This is a genomic window from Mycoplasmopsis sturni DSM 22021 (genome assembly GCF_000701485.1).
Classification (GTDB): Bacteria; Bacillota_I; Bacilli_A; order Mycoplasmatales; family Metamycoplasmataceae; genus Mycoplasmopsis; species Mycoplasmopsis sturni.
This window is the reverse complement of sequence record NZ_JNIZ01000003.1, coordinates 272470-297080: the sequence shown is the minus strand read 5'-3', so window position 1 is coordinate 297080 and position 24611 is coordinate 272470. Positions and strand designations below refer to the sequence as shown.

Here is a 24611-nt window from a genome sequence, read left to right as displayed (position 1 = left end):
TCCGGCATTAGCGCTAATTTCTCAGCGTTATTCCAATCTAAGGGGCACGTTAAGTACGTGTTACTCACCCATTCGCCGCTAAGTTCCGAAGAACTTCGCTCGACATGCATGTATTAGGCACACAGCCAGCGTTCATCCTGAGCCAGGATCAAACTCTCGAAAAAATTGACTGTCATGTATTTTGTGTATATCTAGTTTTCAAAGAACTTGTTTGCTTTTTTCGTTGCTAAATTATTATAACATCAAAAGAATTTTTTTCAAAACATTTTTTTGAATTTTTTTAATTCTTTTTTTACTTAGTTAGCTTCGTTTCTTAAAGCGTAATATTATTATAATACAAAAAATAAAAAGTCAAATAAAAAATACACTTTTTTTAGTGCATTTTTTTATTCTTGTTTATCTAATACATTATATATAGTAATAACTTCAATTTTGGCTTTTTCTTTATTTGAATTTAGAGTAAGAATAACAGCATTTAATTGAGTAGGGTTTGGACTAACCTCAAAACGCACTCGAGAATCAAAACGCATTTTTTGATACACTTCTTCAAAATTGGCACCAATAGCACAATCTTGTGGACCACACATTCCAACATCACTAATAAATAAAGTACCTTGAGGCAATTTCCGAGCATCATTAGTTTGAACATGGGTATGCGTACCGCAAATTGCATCTACCTTACCATCTAAATATAAAGCAAATACACTTTTCTCACTAGTAGTTTCAGCATGGAAATCAATGAACTTAAAATCCGCTTCTATACTAACAAGTTTATCAGCATAATCAAAAAAAGGTTCAGGTGCATCTTTTTTTCATGGTTTCATTAAAGGGTTAAAAGTAACCCCCATAATTGAGGCTACGAGAAGCTTTTTCCCTTTAACATTAAATAAGCTATATCCATGACCTGGGTAATCACTTTCGATATTCAAAGGTCTAATAATATCATTATTATCAATAAAATTATAAATCTCAGAGTTAGCTCAAACATGATTTCCCATTGTAATAGCATCAATACCAATTGATTTTAAAGTTTGATAGTCTTTATAATTCAAGCCTTTACGCCCTGAAACATTCTCTCCTTGAGCAACAACAAAATCAATTTGATGTTGCGACTTAAGTTGAGGCAATAGTTTTTGCACCGTTTCAATTCCTCTTGATCCAAAAATGTCTCCAAAAAATAGTACTTTAATCTCACTCATAATTTCAATATTATAAAGAATTATTAATTTTTGATATTAAGTGTTGCAAAATTTCTGGATTATTTTTAAGATAATCCTTAACTCCTTTTTTGCCTTGACCAATATTTTTATCTAAATAAGAATATCAAGCTCCTTTTTTGGTTAAGAAATTATCAGCCACAGCAAGATCAATAATTTCGCCCAAACGGTCAATTCCTTGTGAAAAAATAATTTCACTAGTTCCTGTTTTATAAGGTGCGGCAAGTTTATTTTTTACAACTTTAAATTTAATTTCATTACCTATAGTGTCTTTACCATCTAAAATCATTGTCCCCTTACGAACTTCAACTCGAATTGAAGCATAAAATTTGAGAGATCTTCCTCCAGGGGTTGTTTCAGGATTACCAAAAATAACCCCGACTTTTTCGCGAATCTGATTAATAAAAATAATTGTCGTTTTGTTTTTATTCAAAAGACCCGTTAGTTTACGCAATCCTTTGGACATTAATCTAGCCTGTGCTCCAATTTGTTGCTCATGCATATCACCATTTAATTCCGCTTCAGGCACTAAGGCCGCTACCGAATCAATAACAATTAAATCAATGTGCCCTGTTTTAGCAAGATATTCAGCAATTTCAAGAGCTTGTTCACCTGAATCTGGTTGCGACACAATTAAATGATCAATATCAACACCAATATTTGCTGCATATTCTGGATCAATAGAATGCTCAGCGTCAATAAAAGCAGCAATTCCACCACGCTTTTGAATTTCTGCAATAGTGTGCAAAGTTAATGTTGTTTTTCCACCACTTTCAGGACCATAAATTTCAATAATTCTTCCTTTAGGAAAGCCTTTAATTCCTAAAATTTTATCAAGTACATAGCTGCCGCTTGAAAAAGTATCAACATTAGCATATGGAACCTTCCCAAGAAGCATTACCGCTTCATCACCAAATTTTTTTTCGATTTCTTTAAAGGTCTCTTCAATGAGATTAGTTTGTTTTTGTTCTGACATAAAACCTCCATTTGTTCTACATTTAAGTATTAAGATTTTTGTCATTAGAAGCATTAAAATATTAATTTTTTCAAAGTCACTTTATTATATTATTTTTAATTTAAGTAAATCAATAGATTTTATAAAACTAAAAGAAAATTAAACTAAAAAAAGAATTTAGTAAAATTAATCTATATGCAAAAGAAAAAATTTTTATTCTTTCTTGGTGCCATAAGCACCTTATCCATTCCTTTAATTAGCATTAGTTGCTCAGGTGATTCAAATAATGTTTTTCAAGTGATTGAACAATTTCATCATTATTACCAAGAAATTAGTAATTTAAATCAAGAATTACAACAAAAGCATAACGAAGCTTTAAAGTATTATTCGATAGCGTTAACAAATACCGAAAACCAACTGCAATTACTTAAAGAAATTTGAAATGATCGAGAACGCTCTTTTGAAACCGAGGAAGCTTTTATTGTTGTTAATATCGTCAAAACTATAATTAGAGTAGGGAATGATCCTAAAGGAGCAAAGGCTCTTTTACTTGGACAAAACGGTCTAAACCCAATTAATCCAATGTCAAGAGAAGCATTAAATATTTACGCTAATTCAGATATTACAGCTAAATCTCAACTTAAAGAACTTTATTCTACGATGAATCTTTTGCAAATTTATTTCAACTCAATTGAAAAATTTAAAAAATCTTTATCAAATTCTAATGTAAATCAACAAGACTATCAAAAACTCTTTTCTTTAGCCGATCAATATGCAAATGAAAATATCAATGCTTTATATAGTATTTTAGAAACCTTTTACCAAACTAAAGTTTTTAACAAAATACTTCCAACTTCTGAGTACTTGACAATAGGTAACCAATATAACAATCAACTCAAACAGTTTCAAGAAATTGTTCAATTATTAAGCCAACAAAAAACAATTAACTGAGAGCAATTCCCCAATTTTGGTGAAGATACAACTTCAAGGCTTATTAATAATGATGTTCAAGAGTATCTTAACAAAATGCAAGAGCAAAAATAAAATTCAACCACTTAGGTTGAATTTTATTTTTATTTTAAATGACTTTTAAAACCTTGATCTGTTGCTACAACTAAATCATTTGGTAAGATCTCTAAAATTTCATTGTTGATATCATAATTAGGGAGTATTTTTTTCTCTGCTTTATTTTTTTGGTAAGCTAATCATCCTTTATAAACATCAACAAATTTTCATTTACCATCTTTATTATCTTTAAATTCAAGTCAATAGTAATCATTTTCAGGGGCACGATAATATCATTTATCAAGTGTTAATGAATTAGTATTAACTTCATAAATTTTTTCATAGATAGTTTTTGCTTTTTCAAGCAATTCTTTAGCTTTAGCTTGAATCTCTTCTTCTGAATGAGCTTTGACAGTTTGTTTATTTCCATCTATCTCTTTTTCAGAGGTTGCATAAGCAAAATTATCTTTAAAATCTTTAATTTGATCTACAAGATTTTGAACTGATTGAATTAATTCTGCATCAGTCTCTGCAACTTTAAGTGACTTAGCATAATTTATTTCTGTTTCTAATTCAGCTAATTTAGTTGCTAATTGAGTAAAGTCTTTACTAAATTTATCTTCAGCAATTGCAGCTTTAAGAGAATTTTTGTAATGCCCTTTTACAATTTCAACTTGATCTGATGATAAGGTAAATAATAATTGGGCATAAAGTAGAACTAATGAATAAATATTGGTTTCAAAAAGATACTGATTCTTATTAATAATTTGTTGAATTCTTTGGAATGCCGAAATTTCTGATCCATTTTCGTCTTTATCTTTGATTTGGTTTCATTTAGCTTCAAGAAGACTTCTTAGTTCTTGAAGTTCTTGTGCACTTTTTTCTTCTTTGAGTGCTTGACGATAATTTTTAGCCGCTAAATAAAGTTCTTCTTTGAAAACATTAAGTTCATCTTTTTTCTTTTGTAATTGATCAATCACTGTTTGGGCAAGATTAATTAGATCTTGAGCTCCTTCTTTAGCAACCGGATCATCAAGAAGAAGTTCATATTGCTTAATATTATTTTGATTCTTTTCAATTTCTACTTCAATGTCAGAAATTGGTTTAAGGAATGCTTTTTCTGGGTTTTCAAAAACAAATTCTGCTGGTGAATTAAAAAACTCTTTTACTTCTTGGCTATTTAAATTCGCATGATCATTGAAAATGATAAAATTAATATCTTTTTTATCACTATTTGAGTTTGGGTTAATTCCATAAACAAGGAAAATAGGTCCAAAACCAGCGGCAATCCCCATTACAGCATCTGGCGATACTTTAAAGAAGATATCACTCATATATTGATAAATCTTTTTATAAGCTTCTAATGTAGGAACTTCTTTTTTAGAATGTCCGCCAACTATTTGATCATACATAGATTCAAAGTGATTAGCAACGATAAAGTTAAAAGGGACATTGTATTTGTATTTATAAATAAAGTTGGTAGGTAATTGAATTGGTTTACCATCAATATTAACAATATTATTAGATAAGGTGTAAGTAATTGGCCGTTTTTCAGGATTTGGGTTGGCATTATCTTCTAAAAATTTAGCATAAAAAGGAGTGTCTTTAAGATAATTCTTAACGATATTTTCAACTTTTTCGTAAGTGATAATTTGTTCAGGGTGCCCAAAATTATAATAGCTAAAATTAATTAATTTTGATAAGCCATTATAAAATGATGTTTCTTCTTCGTTTAGACCTAAAACCTTAGAACCCAAAGATAATTTAATGGCCTTTTCAATTTTAGATAAAAACAATTGAGCTTCAGCGTTATATTCTGGAAAAAGATTTTTTCAGATAGCATTAATCTCTGTTATATCTTTTCTAACTTCTTCAATAGCATTGTCGTTATTTTGAATTGAATTCTCTAAATATTCAAAAGCATTGTCTTTCTCATTAAAGTTATAAGTTTTTGGTGCAATCACCTTTAAGTGATCGTTATTAAGGGTAAAGGTTTTTCCTAAGTTATAAGAAAAAGCATCAAAACTATACTCTACAATAACATTATTAAATAATTGATTTTCAAAATCTTTTAGTGGTTGGATATCATTTTGTGCGATTCTTGGTTTTCGTAAATAAGCATTGTCAAACTTATATTTATTAGCAAAAAGAACGCTTGGTTCATTTTCGTATAAACATGACATAGCTACAAGTGGAGATGCTCCAACTGCAACAGAACCAACAAATAATTTAAAGAATTTTTTAAATTTATTTTTTTGCATTAGAACAATTCGGCATATTTTCAAGATTTATAACCAGCATAAGAAATAATGATGCTCATTGGGGTTAATAAACTAAAAAATGCCAGACCTCCTATTGAATAAGATTGAATAATTTTATATGTTTCAATAATTTTATTATCAAGTCGCACTACAGTTTCTGAAAGATTGATTGTGTTTTGGAAATAACTAATCAATACAGCAAAGACAACTACCATGATAAGCGAAAGGATCCCAATAAATGATCAAAGTACAATTTTAAATTTGTAATTTTTCATAACTATCCTTTAATTGTTGAACCTTGTCTTGAAATGGCTTTCATAATTCACTTACGTCCGATGAAGTATGCAATAAACATAGGTAAGATAACAATAATACTTCCGGCCATTTTGATGTTTTGGAAGACTTTTGGGATCTCTGCTGCTGGGTTTTTATCAAGTCCAACTTTTACAAGTCATACTGAAAGTACTTTGATTTTTTCTTCTTCTTTTCCAATTTGAGCAGTAAGAAGTAATTGTGGTCAAAGGTATGAGTTTCATGAAGCTAAGGCAGTTAAGATAATGATAGTTACTGTTGTAGGGATAACCATTGGAAATGCTATTTTAAAGAAGTATTTCATTCCCGCTGCACCATCAATTAATGATACCTCTTTTAAGCGGTTTGGAATAGCTTCAAAAGCATTCTTATACATAACTACATTGAAAACACTAGCTGAAAAAGGAAGACTAATTCCTAAAATAAACGGTATTACTCCTTTGTAAAGCCCTAGTTTATGAGTAATAATATATTGCCCTGAAAGAAGCGAAACTTCAGGAAGAACAAGAAGAGACAAGGCTATAAATCAAGCAAGACCTTTAAAACGTCAATTTTTAATTGAAAAAGCATAACCCATTAATGAAGTTACAAAAACTTTAAAAAATACAGAAAGAATAACATTTAAAGTAGTGATTAAAAGGGCATTTCAATAACCTTCTTCTTTTGCTGCATTGTAAGTATATGAGACAACCTGTGTTCAACTAGTAAATGCTCCATCTGCACCAACGTCTAATGATGAAGGTTGAAACGAAGGAAAAAATTTAAATGCGCTTTGCAAGGTATCTGATTCTTGTTTGTTCATAAAAGAAACAAAAATCATAAAAACAAAGGGGAATAAAATCACAACACCAAAGAAACAAAGTAAAAATAATTTAAATAGTGAAGCTAGTATTACTAAATATAATTTTGTTTCTCTAACTTGACCAGAAACTTTTTCTTGGTTTTTTTGAAGTTTATGACCGACGAATAGTTGTTGAACTTTTAACTTTAACTCAAACATTTCTTTCTCCTAAAATATTTAGTGTTAATTGTACTGCGAAAATTCCCCCACGAATAATTGATGAATAGGTTACACCAATAATAAATAGTAACAAGCTGGCTGCACCACTTTTAGCAAAATCAGGCGATCCTGCTGTTGCATAATAAATATAAATCATTAAGCTTGAAGCACCATTTTGTACTGCCTTTTCGGCTTGACTTTGGTAAAGAGCAAGAGGAAAGACTTTAAGTCCACCAATAATTGCTAAAGTCATAATAAAGTTAATAGTACTTTTAATTGATGGCAAAGTAACAGTAAAAAATTGTTTGAATTCTGAACAACCATCAATTGAAGCTGAACGGTAAAGATTCTTATCAACAGAAAGCATAGCTGTTGTATAAATTAGAATATTAAATGCTAGACCACTTCAAATTCCATTAAATACAATTGGCAATAACGAATTAAATGAATATGAATCACCGCTATTTAATCAATCAGTATTGCCTCCAAAAAAATTATTAAATAATCCAGTTGGAGAAAAAACCTGAATAAACACCAAGGAAATAGCCACGGCGTTAGTAACATAGGGCATAAAGAAAACTGTTTGTCAAAATCCTCTAGCATATTTTCTATACAATTTAGCAATAACCGAAGAAATTACTAATGAAATAATCATAACCATCGGTAAAGTTAACATTCCGTAAATAAATGAGTTTCTTACTCCGACAGCAAAATAAGGATCTGTTAAAACATTTTTATATGCTTCTAATGTAAATTGATTACTCTCGCTAAAAAGAGAGTTTGCAATATTTTTGAAAAATGGGAAGAAGACAAAGATAGCAATTAAGATAAACCCTGGTGCTAGTAAGAGCATTGGGACAACTAAATTTGTTCTTTTTTCTAAAATTGAATGTGAAAGTGTACCTCTACGATTTTTTTGCTTATTAAGTACTCAATTAAATGCAATTGAAGATTTATTAGCTAATTTAGATAAAAAACCATTACTTAATAAATTCATATTCAAGTCTTTCTTCAGTAATTGAGTCAAAAATATGTAATTTATTGAGAGGTAAGTCAAAGTAAATTACATCACCTACTTCATAATGATAACCATTTTCAAGTAAGAAATTAATTTTTCCGACATTTTCCAATTCAACTACTAATTTACTTTCTTTTCCAAAATTTTCTTGTACTAAGACTTTACCAACAAAGTGGTAAGAATCGGTCGCTTTTTTAATAATAAAATCTTCTGAACGAACACCGACATTAAGTGAAGTTCCTGACTTATCAACAAAGCTCATTTTTCCCATTTTTTTCCCTGCAATTACAAGTTGATTATCTTCAAATTTAGAAGGGAAAAGACTCATTTCTGGCATACCTAAAAAGCGTGCCACAAATTGATTAACTGGTTTATTATATAGTTCTAGTGGTGAACCCATTTGTTGAACCTTAGCTGTGGACATACAAACAATAATATCTGAAATTGACATAGCTTCTTCTTGGTCGTGTGTAACAAATACAGTTGTAATTCCTAAAGATTGTTGAATTTGTCTAATTCATTGACGTGTTGAAATTCTTAATTTAGCATCAAGGTTAGAAAGTGGCTCATCCATTAAAAGAATTTGTGGTTTTTTAACAATTGCACGAGCAATTGAAACACGTTGCTGTTGCCCACCAGAAAGGCGAGTAGGTTTTTTTTGTAAAATAGGAACAATTTCAACACGTTGTGCAACTTCCATAACCTCATTATGAATAGCTTTGCTCATCGAAATATCATGTTTGAGTCATTCTTTAACTTGTGCTTTTTCTTCATCATTAAGTAAAACTAATCCATTTTTACGATCTTCTTTGATTTTATTTTTAAGATCGTATTTTTTTTCTAGAAGATTTACATTTTTAAAGAAAATTTTGCGAGCAACATAAGTAATATTTGAAGCAAAAGTTTTAAGTTTTTTGTATTCTTCATCTTGTGAAATTGATGTTTTAAATTTTTTCTTTTCTTCTAAAAGTTTTTCTTTAGTTTCTTTTTTAAGAACTTCGTATTTTTGATGAATTTCAGTCGTTTTAATTTCATATCTATATCTAGAAATTAATTTCAAAATTTTTTCTTCTAGTTTAACAATTTGAATACGATCTTTTAATGTTAAAGTATCAAAATCTTCATTTAATAATTGTGTATTTAAATCTAAAAGTTTTTGTACTTCTTGATTATTTTCTTCTGGACTTAATTTTTGTTTAAATTTTAAAAGAGTTTTATTAAAAGAGTTAAGTGTTTTTGAAGATTCTAGTTCAGATTCATTAATTACACCGTTTTTAACATTCAAGTTATACTTTTCTTTAATGTCAGCTATTCTATTTTTAGTATCTGTATGGGTTTTATCGTTATTTTTCAAAATTGTTTTAGCAAGTAAAGAATATTCAGACATTTCATGAACTCTAGTCACTTTATATTGGGTATCTGCTTTTTCGTATTCTTCAACAAGACTAGCATATTTTAGGTCAAATTCTTTAGTATTAATTTTTCTAGAAACCACTCATTGTCTAAATGATTTTTCTAACTCGTTAATCTCTTCTGGTGTAGATCCTAATTTTTTTAGATATAAAACTCTAACTAAATTTAAATATTTTTCACGGTTCATGATTGTTTTAAGTTGTCAATCACGGTCATTTTTTAAAGGAAAGGCAATATTTGCGTATACACTCATATGCGGATAAAGCGCATAGTTTTGAAAAACAAACCCGATTTTACGCTTTTGCGGAGTGTAGTTAGTTACATCTTTTCCTCTAAAAAGAACTTTTCCAGATGTAGCTGTTAAAAGACCTGCAATAGCATTTAATGTAGTTGTTTTACCAGAACCACTAGGACCAAGTAATGTAACTAACTTACCTTCTGGAATTTGGAAGCTAACATTATCAACTGCTAGTGTTTCACCAAAATCAATATTAAGATTTTTCAACTCAATAGCAGGAACGACTTCATTTTTGTCTTTGTTATAGGTTTGAACATATTCATCTAACTTTTGAAGATATTCATCATTTTCTTTAATGAGCATTGTTTTAATTGAATCTTTAAGATTCTTAAATATTTTCATAAATATCCTTTCTTAATTTAAATTTATGCACTAACTTTATCTACATTTTTAACATCACTAACTTTTACGGCTTTTGTTGGATCTGTATCTTTTCAAAAAATATCTCAGCTAGTGTTTGGTTTAATTAGATAAATATTTCTTGAACCCACAATTGGGTTATCAAAGAATTTGAAAAAACCTCTTTTTTCTTTAATTGCTTGATTGAAACTATTTCAAATTAATGGATAAACTTTTTGTTTATACAATAATTCAAATGCAATAGGTTCGCTTTTATCACTCTTAATTGATTCCAATCCAAGTTGTCAATTATTTTTATCGGTTTCATATGGGTATGTATAACCTGCTCTAACAATTTCATTTGAATAAGAGTATTCAAAGTTAGGCCCAAAAAATACATCAGTTACTATTCTTCCGTAACTTTCCACAACATCGGTTAGAACTCTAACTTTGTTAGCATAATTTTTGTTTAACCCATTTTTAACTTGTCCATTTATATTTCAAAGTCTTTCCGCAAAAGTTGTTGACATTAAAGCAAATGAATGTTCAAAAGGAGATGCAAACTTAGTATCTGGTGCCTTACCAACAGCTTTTTCTGGTGTATCAATTGAGTTTAATCTAACAGTATATTCAGTGCCAACAGGAATTTTATCGTTTCACTTTCCTTCAGTGACTACAATACGGAAAGTATCACCATCAGATACACTTACAACTTTTGCTTCAACATAATTAACATTTGATCAATCAATATTTGTTGAAACAAATTCTTCTGGATTAGGCTTAACTTCATCAATTGCTTGACCAAGGGTTTCTGGCATTTGAGTTTTAAATGTTTTAGTAAAGGTTAGACTATCACCTTCAATTTTTTTATTATTATAAAAAAGTGAATATGATACAGAAACACCAAAAGGAATCTCTTTTACATTTTCAATCTCTTTATATTTCTCCTCGGCTTTTTCCTTTTGATCATAACTAAATCATTGACCATATTCTCCTAACTCTAAATAACTAGAAGTTTGAGATACACGCAACTCAAAGTTATCACCATCAATTTTTACATTAATTTTTTCTGGATATCCAGTGATATCTTCCTTTTTTGGTAACAACTCATCACTTAATGTGACCTTAAGATCTTTTGTTACTTTTGAATTTAATTCTGGTTTAAATTTTTCATATAGATTGAACAAAGTAACTGGTTCAATAGCGTAGAAATCTCCTATAGAAAGTAATTCATTTTTAAAATTTCCTGAGTTTGATTTAAATTCTGTATCACTATTAGATGATGTACAACTAATTGCTAATATAGAACTTGCTACAATAGGTGAAGAAATAAAAGCAGCTTTAATGATTTTGCTATATCTTTTTTTCATGTTAATTGCTCCAATATATAAATATAATTTGCTACTTTTAATAGCAAATTATATTAATTTATGTCATTAAGTTTTATTTGTATTGTGAGAATTTCTTAGTAAAGATTGCAAAATCTGTATCTGGTTGTGTTTGAAGACCACCAACACTTATAGAAAGGGTAGTTCTAAATTTATCAGCTGTTACAGAACCTGCATCTTCATAAACTTTAAAATCTTTATCTGTTGATAATTTGTCAAATAATTCTTGAACAATATCTAAATATTTATTTTTTCCAAAATTTAATTTACTATTTTGGAATCCTTTAATAGGTGTAATATATGAGGCTTTTTCATCAAAGTATTCAATTGGAGTATATTCTTTTTCGGTTTCAACTCATTGATCGTTTCTACCTTTTTCTTTAAATTTATATTTATTATTAGAAAATAATCATTTTACAAATAATTTAGTTGCTTTGTCATCTACTGAGTTATTTTTAACACCAATTAATGATGGCCCTTGACCATAAGCAACTTTGTAGGTATTTTTTGCTTCTCATTTAAGAGGTGTGTTTCTACCAATTAATTCGTTTTCTTGAAGTGTGTTTGTTGCACTTCTTTTTTCATATTTATAACCTAATTTTTTCAATACTTCTTCAATGGCTGAAAGATTTTCTTTAGCAACATCTTTATCGTCTTTTTTCTCAATTGTTAAAGCATTTTTAATAATTAAAAATACTCCTGGTGTTTCATCCTCTTTTGTTTTTACAACTAATCCAGCATAAATTTTTTCTTCTTTTGCTTTCTTAATTAACGCTTCTCTTTTATCTTTGTCAGCAACAAGAATTGTAATTGCTATAGCCTTACTAAAGTCTTCTTCAGTAAATTCCTTTGTTAATTCATTGTAATCTTTAACTGATTGTTCATCCAAGAATAACTTGTCATATTGTCCTATTTCTTTAGCATCTGTTCCTGGTTTGTGAATTTTGTTTTTTCTATCATCTAAACCAATAAATGCTACAGTACTATCATTACCATCTGCTTTAGATAGTCTTAACATGCTTGTAGCATATTTACCATCTGCTAAGTCATCTTTAATTTCTTGGTAATCCGCATGAGTAAAGGCATTTCTAATTTTTCTTTGTTCTACGAAATTATGCGTATACCCAGCACTAGAACCTATTGAGAAAGCAATTTTATGCGCTACTTGTCCAGTTGAAGAGTATTCTCCTCCTCCAAAAATTCTGACAGAACCTGTTTTGACTGTTTCTTGAAGTTTGTCATAAATTCTTTTTGCTGCATTTTTACCTTCTGTATCAACAGAATTTGAGTATCCACCATAATTAATGGTAATATCACCTTTTGCATCTTTTGAAATAGATGGGATCATTTTGCTTTCATCTGCATTTAAGCTAGCATATAAAGCTTGTGTGAAAAGACCCGCAACATCATCAACACCAAAAACATGTAAGTCTCCAGTTCTTCCAGAATTCTTTGCATTAGTTAAAAGTGATTGTGCCTTTTGAGCAAAATCTAATAGTTCAACATAATTTTCAAATATTGAAGCTTTAATTTCATAATCATTTAAATTAACACTGGTATCTCTTGACCCTCAAATTTTTTTAACTTCGTCTTGGTCAGATGCACCTTCTTTGTCTAATTTATCAACTAAGTCTTTAACATCATCATTTACCTTTGCACCAGCTGCTTTCATTTCTTTAATAATGTAAGAAAGCACAGGAGCGTTAATAGATAAAACATTTGAACTTTTTGCTAATGGGAAAATATATGTTGAAGGTCTTTTTAAATATTGTGAATTTGTGTTTGTAGAAACGAATTTTTCATCAATTATGTTAATATCTGTATTAAAATTAGAAAATGTGTCGTTGAAACTTAACAACATGTTCTTTTCAGCTAATATAGATGCTGCTGGCGCATAATTAATAACCAAGTTATAAAAATCTTTAGTAATTCCCGCTTGTAAATCACTAGATAATTTACCAGTACCTGCAGCATAACCAGAACCCATGTTTAGGTGTTTTATTGGTTTAGCAACACCTTCGGTAGAACCTATAACTTGTGGGTCATTTTTTTTCACTAACTCATTATATTTAGCAATAATAGCATCAATTGCTTTTGCTTGAACACCAGTTCCACTAAAAGTTGTACCAATAACTATTTCGCTTGCTTCAACTGTAGAAAATGATCCATTTGCCCCTGGATTAGCACCTGTTGTAGAATTTACAACACGCTCTCTTTCTTCACTTGACAAATTCGAAATATCAAGTTTAGGACCGTAATTCACTCTTTTTGTATTTGTAGATGTTGTATTACCACAAGAAGCAGCAAACGCTGATAAACCTAATGTGGTAAGGCTTGCAGTTGTAATGAGTAATTTTTTAATTTTTGAATTCATGATAATAAGTTTAACTCCCTTAAAATTTTAAAGTTGAATCCTATAGTAATTAGCTCTTTTTTGACTTACTATGAATTGTTCTAAATAAGCTAAATAATTATACCATTAATCTTGTAATTGATGGTAAGATGTGGAAATCTTTTCATATTAGAAAATACTAAAAAAGTTAGCAAAAGCTAACTACTATGATAAAGTTTGTGTGATATACAAAATATTGATGTGCTTTGACATCTTTTCAAGGGTTGAAAGCTCTTTTGAAAACTCATCAGTCCTAATGTGACTTAAGTAATCTTTTTGTGAAGTTCAACGTTCTATTAAGACTACATTTTTGTTAACAAAACCATACTCAAATGATAAATTATTACTGAGCATACGTGTTTTCTTTGTTAGAACATAAAGGTAGTCAATAAACCCTTTGAGTTTTTCTTCATTAACTACATAAAGGGTTGCTTTAGCAAAGATCATAATCACTCCTCACTTAATAAATCCAACATCTGTGCTAATAATATCAAATTTGAAACCAAAAAAAGATAAAAAAATAAAATACATTAATAGAAAATATGAAATACGAATCATAAATAAAAATATATTAAATCAATAAAAATAAAATAAGTATTACAACATGTATTAAATTAAAAAATAACGCTTTAATTTTCATAATTCCCACAAAATAGACAAAGATTTTACAAAAGATAAAGAAAATAATAAAATTTATTTATTACTTGAAAATAATCTAAGGAGTGATTATGAATTTTGAACATTCTCTAAAAGAAAAAATTAAAACAATTAGCGGTATTAAAAAAATTGTTTTAATTGATGGAGATGACCAAAGAACAGTGAAGGCTGCTCAATTATTGAAGGAATTTAATAATTTAGAATTGTTTTTATTAATTGAAAAACCTCAAGAAAAAGTTGAAGGAATCAACTTTATTAATATCAATGAACAAAACGATCTTTTGGACCAATACGCTACAAGATACGTTGAATTAAGAAAAGGAAAAGAAACTCTTGAGCAAGCTTACCAGGCTCTAAAGACTCGTCCGGTTTGAGCAATGATGATGCTAGATCAAGGATTAGTAGATGGAGTTGTTGGTGGTCTGCTTTATCCTACAGCTGATATTTTAAGGGCCGCCTTTAAAGTTATTGGGCCAGCACAAGGTATTAAAACTATTTCATCGGCAATGATAATGCACAAAGATGATTCAAATTTTGTCTTTTCAGATATTTCAGTAAATGTCAAGCCAAATGCAGAACAATTAGCTGAAATTGGAATTAATGCCCAAAGATTTGCTGAACAAATCGGACTAGATTCTAAGGTTGCTTTTTTATCTTTTTCAACTAGTTTTTCAGCTAAAACACCTGAATCAGAACTAGTAAAAGAAGCAACTGATTTATTTAACGATAAAACAAACTTTAATAAAGCTATCGGGGAAATTCAACTTGATGCAGCTATTGATATGGATATTAGAAAATCTAAGTATAAAGACCAGGGATTCAATGAGCCTGCTAACGTTTTAATATTTCCTGATTTAAATGCAGGAAATATCGGATACAAACTTGTTCAAAGATTTGCCGGATATGGTGCAATAGGACCTGTGGTTGTAGGTACAAAAAAACCAGTTAATGACCTCTCAAGAGGATCAACAATTAACGATTTGGTTAATACAGTCCTTATTACAGTATTACAAAGTTTAGGAGATAAATAATGAATAAAATTTTAGTAATTAATGCTGGAAGCAGTTCAATTAAGATGAGTCTTTTTGAAAAAGACACTCTTCAAGTAATTGCAACAGGTTTAGCAGAAAGAATTGGTCTAAATGACGGAAAAATCACAATAAAAACCGATCAAAAGCATGAAAAAAATGCAATAATGCCCAACCATCAAGTTGCAGTTGAAGAAGTTTATAAATTAATGCAAGAAATTAACCTAATTCATGATAAATCTGAAGTTGAATATATTGGTTTTAGAGTTGTTCAAGGAGGTGATTACTTTACAAAATCATCAAAAATTGATGAAAAAGCAATCCAAATTATTGATAAGTGTTCAATGTATGCACCATTACACAATCCAGGTGCCGTTCAAGCAATGAATGGATTTAAAACTGTGTTCCCTCACGCTAAATTAAGCGCTAATTTTGATACAGCATTCCACACAACAATTGATAAAGTAAACTCAACTTATGCAATTCCAAAAAAATTAACAGAGCAATATAAAATTAAACGTTATGGAGCTCACGGAATCAGCCACCGTTTCATTACTCTTAAACTTCAAGAAATCCTTAACAAAGAAAAAGTAACATTTATTAATATGCACATTGGAAACGGAGGTTCTCTTTGTGCTGTAAAAAATTCTCAATCTTTTGATACCTCAATGGGATTAACTCCTCTTGCTGGAATTATGATGGGAACACGTTCGGGAGATATCGACCCTTCAATTCATGAATTTATTACTAAACAAAGTGGTATGACAATTAGTGAATTTACAAATATTTTAAATAAAGAAAGCGGGCTTTTAGGTGTTTCAACTGTTTCTTCTGACATGCGTGATGTAGTTGCCGCTGCTCAAAACGGAAATGAAGATGCCGCTTTTGCTATGGAACTTTTTGCTCAAAAAATAGCCGATTATGCATCAATGTATTTTAATAAACTTGGAGGAAAAATTGACGCATTAGTATTTACGGCAGGAATTGGAGAAAACGGATCTGAAACACGTGAAAAAGTTCTTTCAAAATTATTCTTTAGAAAAATTAAATTAGACAAAACTATAAATGAAGGTAAAATTGGAGAATATCAGTTAATTTCAACACCAGATAGTGAAATTCCTGTATATGTAATTAGAACTAATGAAGAGCTTTTAATCGCTCAAGATGCTTTAAAATTATATGAAAAGTAAAATAGCTATTTATCCCGGTTCATTTGATCCGCTACATAAAGGACATATTCAAATATTAAAAAAAGCCCTAAAATTATTTGATTTAATTTATCTAGTAGTAACTAATAACCCTGATAAAATTGAACAAAGTAATTTAGAGACTCGTTTAAACTTTGCAAAAGAGCAACTTAAAAATCTTCCCAATATTATTGTAATTAGTAATCCTAATAAGTTAACAGGAGAGTTAGCAAAAGAATTAAAGGCAAATTTTTTAATTCGAAGCGCACGAAATATTACCGATTTTAACTATGAAATCGAATTAGCTGCAGGAAATAAGAAAATTAATAAAAACTTGGAGACTATTTTAATCATGCCAAATTATCGAAGTATCAATTATTCGTCAACCTTAATACGCCATATGAAAAAATTAAAGCAAAATGTTTAAATTCGTTAAATCTTCAACTAACAAAAATAATTGATACGAAAATATTGGAACAGAAGTTGCTTTTTGAGGTCGCTCAAATGTTGGTAAAAGTAGTTTGATTAATGCTATTACAAATAATTCCAAATTAGCTAGAACTTCTAAAACTCCCGGTAGAACGCAATTAATTAATTTTTTTCAAAACGAACACAATGCGGTTCTTGTTGATCTTCCAGGATATGGTTATGCCAAGATTTCGCAAGCGCAAAAAGAGCAAATGATGCTAATGATTGAAGAATATTTATTAAACCGTTCACAATTAAAGAATTTGTTTTTACTAATTGACGCTCGCCATGGAATCACCAAAATTGATGAGCAAATTTTAACTTTTTTAAACATTAATAACATACCCTTTTCACTTGTATATACAAAAATGGATAAACTAAAACAAAAAGATAAAAATATGTTATTAAAAAGCCATAAAGTTTTTAAAAAACAATTTGAATTAACTAATACTTATTTTGTTTCTAGCGAAACTAAAAGTGGTATAAATGATTTAATAGATTTTATTAGTATTGTATTACAAGGAGAAGAAACGAATGAGTAATAAAAAGAATTGATCATGATCATATAAAACAAAAATATCTCTTGCTGCGCTAGGAATAATTGCTGGAATTGGAGCCATTGGAGGTTTTTCTTACGGAATTATTCAGAAGCAAAATTCTTTAAATAACCAGACATTAAAATATAACAAAGAAGATTTAAAACAAAATGCATTACTTAATGATGGTGAATCCTTTACTCCTAATCAATTAATATTTAGAATTACTGATAAATTTAATCAAAAGCTACCACTTACCCTAGCTAGTGAATACGCTACCGAAAATAGAATTTTAAGTCCTGTTATTTCAGAGTCATATTGAAAAGAACAATTGCTCTTTGGTTCATCCACAAGAAAATCTAAAATTGATCAAAATAGTTTTAAAGACCGTGATTTTGCATTATTAAGCAACAAAGGTGTAGCTCTAAATTATTTTATTCCCGGATATAATTTAATTTTTAGCTCTTACGCTAATGATTTAGAAGGTAAATTATTCTTAAGAATTAAATTCATCCCTAAACAAAACAATCCAAGCTACAAAGTTCAATTTGATGAAGTGTATGAAATTAGTGGTTTTAAAAAATTCGATTTTAGCCAATACCAAAAAAATATGAGCATCGATGATCATATTAACTTAAACTTTAGCGCTTTAGAAACATACCCATCTTTTGACGATCTTGTTAAGTCATATAAAGCAGGTTCTGATGAAGAAAAAATTCAGATTGCTAAAAGCATCTTGGAATTTACCACATCTAAATCAGCGGCAGTTAACTGAGAAAATACTATTTTAGAATTTGACAAAGACAAAAAAGAAATCAAAACCATCACATACCTTAATCCTGTTGTTAATGCTGCTTCTTTTGATATCGATAAATTAAGCGATACAAAATTAATAAATACATCAGAAACATTATTAAAGACATATCAATTAAGTGTTTCGCTTGAGGAATACTTTAAAATTAAAACAACATGAATTAAAAACCTTGAACTAGTTGCAAAAGAAAAAGAACTTAGCGATCTAAATTTAGAAGATATTAAAAAATCTTATGATTCTATAACACAAATGTTCACGGTTCTTAAGTTAAATGGTGTGCAAGATGGATATCAAGTTAAATTTAGTGACAAAATTACAACAGAAGATGATAAATATAAATTCTTTTACTTTATTACCGATTCAAACAATAAACGTGTTTATACCGGAACAATAGCAATAAAAAAAGACAAACTCAAAAAAGATAATTAACCTTATCTTTTTTTCTTTTGAAGAAATATGTAATTTTTTTCTTTTCTTGATAAGTTTTTTTGAAAATTCAAAAATTTAAAAATGATTAATTGGTAAAATTTAATAAATCAAAATGATTAAGTTACCATTATAACTAAGGAGTCAATAATGAATATTCAAAAAAGAACTAAGTTAGTTGCCACTATTGGACCATCAAGCGACAACTACGAAATGCTTCGTAAATTAGTTGAAAATGGAGTTACAACCATTAGAGCTAATTTCTCACACGGTGATTATGCTGAGCAAAAAAACAAATTTGATATTGCAAAGCAAGTATCAAAAGATTTAAATGTACCTGTGTCAATTATGCTTGATACAAAAGGGCCTGAAATTCGTTTAGGAAAAATGAAAGACGGTGCTCAAGTAATTAAAGCCGGAACAGTAGTAACAATTTGAACTACACCTGAAAAATACCAAAACCTTGAAGGAACAGAAACAGAAGTTTCAGTTGCATATGACATGTCACAAGACCTTGTGGTTGGAAACCAAGTCCTTTTAGATGATGGAAAACTTTCAACAGTTGTTGAAGAAGTTGGACAAGGTTATGTAAAAGTTAAAGCTGAAAACACACATAAATTAAAAACTAATAAGAGAATTAATTTACCAGGGGTTGATTTTAGCTTACCTTTCTTAGCTGAAAAAGACATTAACGACGTTTTATTTGGAATTAAAGAAGGAATTAACTATGTTGCTGCATCATTTGTTAACTCAGCAAGAAATGTTAAAGAACTTAGAGAATTACTTGATAACAACGGCGGATCGCACATTCAAATTATTTCAAAAATTGAATCTCACTTAGGTGTTTCAAACATTGACGAAATCATTGAAGCATCTGATGGAATTATGGTTGCTCGTGGGGATTTAGGACTTGAAATTCCATTTTACGATGTTCCATACTACCAAAAAAGAATTGTTAGAAAATGTCGTGAAGTAGGTAAACCAGTTATTGTTGCTACTCAAATGCTTGACTCAATGGAAAATGCACCTCACCCTACACGTGCTGAAGTAACTGATGTTTACTATGCTGTAGAATTAGGGGCTGATTCAACTATGCTTTCAGGAGAAAGTGCTAACGGTTCATTCCCACTTGAAGCCGTAAAAACTATGACTGCAATTTCTAAAAAAGCCGAAAAAGAATTCTATTCAAGACAATATTATGATTTACAACTTGAAAAAAACATTAAAAATGCAGATGTTAATGATATTAGAAACTTGATTTCTTATTCAGTAGCAAGTAGATCTAAAGAAGGAAAATATAAATTTATAGTTGTTCTTTCAAAAACTGGTCAATTAATTAAACAAATTGCTAAATTTAGACCTAATGCAACTGTTATTGGACTTTTAGAAAATCAAAAATTAATTAATGGATTCGGAATTTATTCAGGTGTTTTTGTTTCGCTTGATTCTTCATCACTTTATTCAAAAGTAAAAGAAGATCACCAAAACGCATCTGAAGCATTAGTTCCTTATTCAGTACAAAAAGGTGACAAATTCTTAGTTGTAGAAAACACCAAAATTACTGAACACACTTTTGAATAATTTCTTCTAAAAAATTACATTTATAAAAGAAAATATAAAACACCAATTTATTTGGTGTTTTATATTTTCGCTTTTCTTATATTTTAATAAATAAAAAGAACAAAATAATTATCCTTGCCAAAGCATAAAATTCCCAATCTTTTAACTTTTTTTATTCACTTTTAATGCATAGCATTTGCAGAAAAATAATTCTAAAAACTATTCCTTAAAAATTAAAGTCTTCTTCAAATTGTTCAATTGCTTGACTAATTTAATTCAAGCTTACTTTCTTAGAATAAACCTTTTTATTTTAAGTGTATTTTATTAATTGTTTTATATTTTATATTTTCTTTAAAATTAAAGTTATATTCAATAAAAATAAATGACTATAAAAATTATATCTAAACATAAATTAGGGATAATTAATTTAAAAATCAAATTAAACTTAATGAAAATAGATTCTTTTATTTTAATTTTAAAAGGTCAACAATAAATTTATTGTATGAAAAAAATGTACATAAAAGTACATTTTATTTAAATTAAATTAAAAGTTTATTTAAAAATATCTAATTCTTTAAAATTTCATTTAAAAAAATTAATTTATAATTAATTTCTAAAGGTGATGGATTTTTAATTTCTGAGAAAAAATTTAGTATGAAATCATATTTTGAATCTATTTAAGAATTTCCTAAAAATTTCTTAAGTTCTTCTTGAGAATTAAATTTTCAATAAACATTAGAAAAATCTAAAATATTTTGAGTATATTTATAATATCTTTCTACTATTGAATCAGAAAAATTTAAAAATGAAATAATTCGCCCGTTTATTTCTTTTATAAGAGGATCCTTAAAAAATATTTTCAAAAAATGTCTTATTAAAATAGAAGATTTTTGTTTCTTTAATATTTCTATTAATTCAAAATAAATTTCTAAATTAATATTGAAAATGCGGTTTTTCTCATTGAGAAAAAATCAGAGAAAAGATGAATTGATAAGTACAAGAATTAATATTTTTTGAAATTTTCTTTTATTAAAAAGAAGTTGTTTTATTTTTCAATCTTTTACAAAAAAGTTTAATTGACTAATTATTCTTAAAAGTTTTTCTTGATTGTTATTTTCCTGTTTTTTCATGAAGCTGTAAACTTTTACAAATTGCATTAATTTTGAAACAAATTCCCACTCTATTATAGGAACTTTGACCGCATTAATATCTTTAATTAAAGAACGAGAAATAAATGTAGTGTAAAAGATTTCTACATGCTTATCATTAATTATTCCTTTTTGGATGTAATTATCAGATAATATAAATTTTGTTTTAAATGATTTGGATAAATCTAAATCATTTTTTCTGAATTAGAAATAAAATCAATATCATTTGATTCTAACTGATAATTTTTAAAATATAAAGGATATGAATAACTTCCATGCAAAATTAAGCTTGATTCTTTTTGAATTTGTTTAACTAATTCATAATCTATTTTCATTTTTTAAAATTAAATGTAACAAACAAAATGGTTTTAATTTTTTTGTCTTTTTGAGCATCTGAATAGTTTTTATATTTTCTAAAAGAAAGAAGAAAACTATATTTAAGAATACTTCATATTGAACAAAGCAATAAAATAGAAAATATTATCAAAAAGACAATATATCAGGCTATGTGATATTGAGGTTTTTCAAGACTATTGAGAACACTCATTATTAATAAAATTAAAAGAATTGAAACAATAATTAAAAGGATTAACTTTAAAATAGTTCTTCCTTTTTGTTTTTCTAATAATTTTTCTAAAAAATAATTAGCAAATTGATAATTTGTAAATTTATTTTCTTTGAAAACATTTAATTCTTTTTTATTTAAAAAATATGCTATTTCAAGCTTTTTTCATAATTTATAATTAATTATTTTTTCTTTAGAATATAAAAATAAAAAATATAAAAATGTAATTTGTTGAAAAATTATAAATGGTACTGAAACAATTAAAAGTGAAGTAATAATTAACAATAGAGTTTCTATAATTTCAATTGGACTTCCATTATTATAAATTTTTAAAGAAAGATTAGTAAGCGAATAAACTGAAATAATGAATAGTAATATTAAAATTGAAATAAAAATAATACTTTTGGTTTTATTTTTAAAAAATAACATTAATATCCTGAATAAATATATTGAGAATAGATTTCTCTTTGTTTTTCAAGTTTATTCTTACTTCATCTAGAAATAGCATCTTTTAGTTCATTTTTTGATCAATAATGAATATTTCAAAGATTAGCTTAAATAAGAGAAATATCATCAAGATATAAATTTGAAGCAAAGTTAATAAATAAAGGAAAAATTTTTTCATTAAATAATTGTCCTACTTTTTTGCTAAGTTCTTTAATGAATCCTAGATCTCCTTTTTGAGTTCCAGGACCAAAGCTTCCTAGTAACTGTTCCGTAGAGTCTAGAAATTCTTTTGTTAGTTCTTGTTTAATTTCTAAGTTTTGAATTTTGATTTCTTTTTCATTTAACAATAGGCTGTTAATTAACATTTAATGTCCTTAAATTTACTTTTTAAATTTTTAAAACTAAATTTTGGGGTTATATGAAAAATCATATAACCCGAAAGAATTATATTAAATAATTTTATTTTTAAATCAAAAAAATGGAAACAAGAAAAATGAAAAGTTAAATAACTTTTCGTTTTAAGAATTTAAAAAGTAAATTTAGTAAATATAATTATAATACTTATTATAAAAAAATAAAAAAATTTCTGCTTTATAAAGATAAAAGAAAAAAATACAAAGATTGATTATATCTTTGTATTTTTAATTCTTTCAAATAAAATAAATGACTCCGATGGGGTTGTATTGTTAAATTTTTCAAAATTCAATATTTCTTCAAAATCTATTGAATCTTTTCCTAATGCTTTAATTACTTCTTTTGATTTTGAAGCCAATACAGGCGATAAAAAAGTATTTACGGCATAAATTCCATTGAGTAATCTAACTAAAATTTGTTCTAATCTTTGAAGATTATCCTTAAGAGTTCATGGTTTAGTATTATCTATATATTTGTTTAATTCACTTGATAAATGAATAGCGACTTTAAAAGCTTTATCAGGAGCAAATGAATCAAAATGTTCTGTATATTCCTTAACAGAATTAATAATCATATTATCAATATTTTGATCTTCTATTTCAATTGAAAATTCGTATTTTAACGCTCTAGTAAATGAATTAGAATACATTTTAAGGGTTCTTGAAACTAAGTTCCCAAAATTATTAACTAAGTCGGCATTAATAACATCAATAAATCTTTGTTCTTCAAAAACACCATCTTCTCCAAGCGAAATTTGACTAGCAAAAAAATACTTAATCATTTCCTTATCGTATTTGCTAAGCAATTCATAAGGATCTACAACATTATTTTTAGATTTGGACATTTTTCCTGTTGGAGTAACAATTCAACCGTGCGATTGAATTTTAGTTGGTTGTTTAAGACCTAAAGCTTTTAAGAAAATTGGTCAATATATAACGTGAAATCTTGTGATTTCCTTTCCTAAAAGATGAACAACCTCACCTTTTTCTCAAAAATTAACAAAAGGAGAGCTTTGCTTTTCCTCAAAAACATCATAACCTAAAGCTGTAATATAGTTGCATAAAGCATCAAGCCAAACATAAAGAGTATGGTTAGGATTTTCTAAAATTTCAATTCCTCATTTAACGTTTGTTCTTGATAATGATAAATCTTCAAGACCTTTAAATAAAAAATTATTTTTAATTTCATTTTTAATCTTTTCAGGAGCAACTCAATCCGGATGTTTGTCCATATATTCTAATAACCAATCTTGAAAAGTTGACATTTTAAAAAAGTAACTTTCTTCTGATACTCATTCTAATTTATGTCCACTTGTGGGATGAAAATACTGATTATCTTTTTTAATGGCTTGAGTTTCAGTTAGAAATTCTTCATCACTAACAGAATAAAGACCTTGATATTCACCTTTATAAATAAAACCTTTTTCTAAAAAATAACTAAAAATGTGTTGGGCTCTTTTGATATGTTCAGGATTTGTTGTTCTTGAATATAAGTCATAATCAATTCCAAAATCCACTCACATTTGTTTATATTTTTTATCCAATTGATCTACAAACTCTTGTGGAGAAAGGCCGGCTTCACTTGCTTTTTGAGCAATTTTAGAACCATGTTCATCGCTTCCTGTAAGGAAGTTAACTTCATAACCTCTAATCTTTTTATAATTTCCAATAACTCAAGCTAAAGTAGTGGTATAAAGGTGACCAATATGTAAATTCCCACTAGCATAATAAATTGGCGTTGTAATAAGAAAGTGTTTTTTCATA

The 24611-nt window shown here is 28.0% G+C and carries 22 protein-coding genes and 1 rRNA gene; 7 read left to right on the top strand and 16 right to left on the bottom strand.

Features of this window, described 5'->3' with window-relative positions:
* From Q349_RS01390 to recA, 3 genes are all read right to left on the bottom strand, one after another.
* A 16S ribosomal RNA gene (locus tag Q349_RS01390) occupies positions 1–164 on the bottom strand; the annotation flags it as partial.
* Between the two features lie 222 nt (positions 165–386).
* Positions 387–1199, bottom strand: coding sequence for a TIGR00282 family metallophosphoesterase (locus tag Q349_RS01385; RefSeq protein WP_084270836.1), 813 nt, complete (start codon positions 1197–1199; stop codon positions 387–389).
* 10 nt (positions 1200–1209) lie between these two features.
* On the bottom strand, positions 1210–2193 hold the full coding sequence (recA, locus tag Q349_RS01380; protein ID WP_036464197.1) for a recombinase RecA: 984 nt from the start codon (positions 2191–2193) through the stop codon (positions 1210–1212).
* A 174-nt stretch (positions 2194–2367) separates the two neighbouring features.
* Between recA and Q349_RS01375 the strand changes: the two genes are divergently transcribed.
* On the top strand, positions 2368–3216 hold the full coding sequence (locus Q349_RS01375) for a variable surface lipoprotein (protein WP_036464194.1): 849 nt from the start codon (positions 2368–2370) through the stop codon (positions 3214–3216).
* A gap of 29 nt (positions 3217–3245) precedes the next feature.
* Here Q349_RS01375 and Q349_RS01370 read toward each other — a convergent pair whose 3' ends face one another.
* The 8 genes from Q349_RS01370 to Q349_RS01335 form a co-directional block, all read right to left on the bottom strand.
* On the bottom strand, positions 3246–5438 hold the full coding sequence (locus tag Q349_RS01370; RefSeq protein ID WP_036464191.1) for an AAA family ATPase: 2193 nt from the start codon (positions 5436–5438) through the stop codon (positions 3246–3248).
* Complete coding sequence (locus tag Q349_RS01365; protein ID WP_036464188.1) at positions 5438–5713, bottom strand: hypothetical protein; 276 nt, start codon at positions 5711–5713, stop codon at positions 5438–5440. Before Q349_RS01365 ends, Q349_RS01370 begins: the two co-directional genes overlap by 1 nt.
* Before the next feature lie 2 nt (positions 5714–5715).
* A complete protein-coding gene (locus tag Q349_RS01360) occupies positions 5716–6750 on the bottom strand; it encodes a carbohydrate ABC transporter permease (protein ID WP_036464185.1) in 1035 nt (344 codons plus the stop codon).
* A complete protein-coding gene (locus Q349_RS01355) occupies positions 6704–7747 on the bottom strand; it encodes a carbohydrate ABC transporter permease (protein WP_036464182.1) in 1044 nt (347 codons plus the stop codon). The genes Q349_RS01360 and Q349_RS01355 overlap by 47 nt, the downstream gene beginning before the upstream one ends.
* Positions 7731–9821, bottom strand: coding sequence for an ATP-binding cassette domain-containing protein (locus tag Q349_RS01350; protein ID WP_036464179.1), 2091 nt, complete (start codon positions 9819–9821; stop codon positions 7731–7733). The genes Q349_RS01355 and Q349_RS01350 overlap by 17 nt, the downstream gene beginning before the upstream one ends.
* A gap of 23 nt (positions 9822–9844) precedes the next feature.
* Entirely contained in the window at positions 9845–11188 is a 1344-nt protein-coding gene (locus Q349_RS01345) for a hypothetical protein (protein WP_036464176.1), read from the bottom strand.
* 73 nt (positions 11189–11261) lie between these two features.
* Positions 11262–13580, bottom strand: a complete 2319-nt coding sequence (locus Q349_RS01340; protein WP_036464173.1) for a P68 family surface lipoprotein — start codon at positions 13578–13580, stop codon at positions 11262–11264.
* A 183-nt stretch (positions 13581–13763) separates the two neighbouring features.
* Positions 13764–14045 (bottom strand): putative quinol monooxygenase, encoded by a 282-nt coding sequence (locus Q349_RS01335; protein ID WP_036464170.1) that lies wholly within the window; start codon positions 14043–14045, stop codon positions 13764–13766.
* A 281-nt stretch (positions 14046–14326) separates the two neighbouring features.
* Between Q349_RS01335 and Q349_RS01330 the strand changes: the two genes are divergently transcribed.
* From Q349_RS01330 to pyk, 6 genes are all read left to right on the top strand, one after another.
* Positions 14327–15286, top strand: a complete 960-nt coding sequence (locus Q349_RS01330) for a phosphate acetyltransferase (protein WP_036464166.1) — start codon at positions 14327–14329, stop codon at positions 15284–15286.
* Positions 15286–16473, top strand: a complete 1188-nt coding sequence (locus Q349_RS01325; RefSeq protein ID WP_036464163.1) for an acetate/propionate family kinase — start codon at positions 15286–15288, stop codon at positions 16471–16473. The genes Q349_RS01330 and Q349_RS01325 overlap by 1 nt, the downstream gene beginning before the upstream one ends.
* Positions 16463–16897 carry a pantetheine-phosphate adenylyltransferase gene (gene coaD, locus Q349_RS01320; RefSeq protein WP_036464160.1) on the top strand — a complete coding sequence of 145 codons (435 nt, stop codon included), beginning with the start codon at positions 16463–16465 and terminating at the stop codon, positions 16895–16897. Before Q349_RS01325 ends, coaD begins: the two co-directional genes overlap by 11 nt.
* Positions 16890–17480, top strand: a complete 591-nt coding sequence (gene yihA / locus Q349_RS01315) for a ribosome biogenesis GTP-binding protein YihA/YsxC (RefSeq protein ID WP_036464155.1) — start codon at positions 16890–16892, stop codon at positions 17478–17480. Before coaD ends, yihA begins: the two co-directional genes overlap by 8 nt.
* Complete coding sequence (locus Q349_RS01310) at positions 17473–18717, top strand: MAG1430 family protein (protein WP_036464152.1); 1245 nt, start codon at positions 17473–17475, stop codon at positions 18715–18717. The genes yihA and Q349_RS01310 overlap by 8 nt, the downstream gene beginning before the upstream one ends.
* 147 nt (positions 18718–18864) lie before the next feature.
* Positions 18865–20295 carry a pyruvate kinase gene (gene pyk / locus Q349_RS01305; RefSeq protein WP_036464150.1) on the top strand — a complete coding sequence of 477 codons (1431 nt, stop codon included), beginning with the start codon at positions 18865–18867 and terminating at the stop codon, positions 20293–20295.
* A 656-nt stretch (positions 20296–20951) separates the two neighbouring features.
* Here pyk and Q349_RS01300 read toward each other — a convergent pair.
* The 5 genes from Q349_RS01300 to metG all read right to left on the bottom strand — a co-directional run bounded on the left by Q349_RS01300 (position 20952) and on the right by metG (position 24610).
* Positions 20952–21404 carry a hypothetical protein gene (locus tag Q349_RS01300; RefSeq protein ID WP_156932514.1) on the bottom strand — a complete coding sequence of 151 codons (453 nt, stop codon included), beginning with the start codon at positions 21402–21404 and terminating at the stop codon, positions 20952–20954.
* 203 nt (positions 21405–21607) lie between these two features.
* Entirely contained in the window at positions 21608–21757 is a 150-nt protein-coding gene (locus tag Q349_RS03370) for a hypothetical protein (RefSeq protein WP_156932513.1), read from the bottom strand.
* Positions 21748–22416 carry a hypothetical protein gene (locus tag Q349_RS01295; RefSeq protein WP_036464145.1) on the bottom strand — a complete coding sequence of 223 codons (669 nt, stop codon included), beginning with the start codon at positions 22414–22416 and terminating at the stop codon, positions 21748–21750. The genes Q349_RS03370 and Q349_RS01295 overlap by 10 nt, the downstream gene beginning before the upstream one ends.
* 125 nt (positions 22417–22541) lie before the next feature.
* A complete protein-coding gene (locus tag Q349_RS01290; RefSeq protein ID WP_036464142.1) occupies positions 22542–22799 on the bottom strand; it encodes a hypothetical protein in 258 nt (85 codons plus the stop codon).
* A gap of 260 nt (positions 22800–23059) precedes the next feature.
* The gene (metG, locus tag Q349_RS01285; protein ID WP_036464140.1) at positions 23060–24610 is read right to left on the bottom strand and encodes a methionine--tRNA ligase; all 1551 of its coding nucleotides are present in this window, start codon (positions 24608–24610) and stop codon (positions 23060–23062) included.
* Position 24611: the final 1 nt, after the last annotated feature.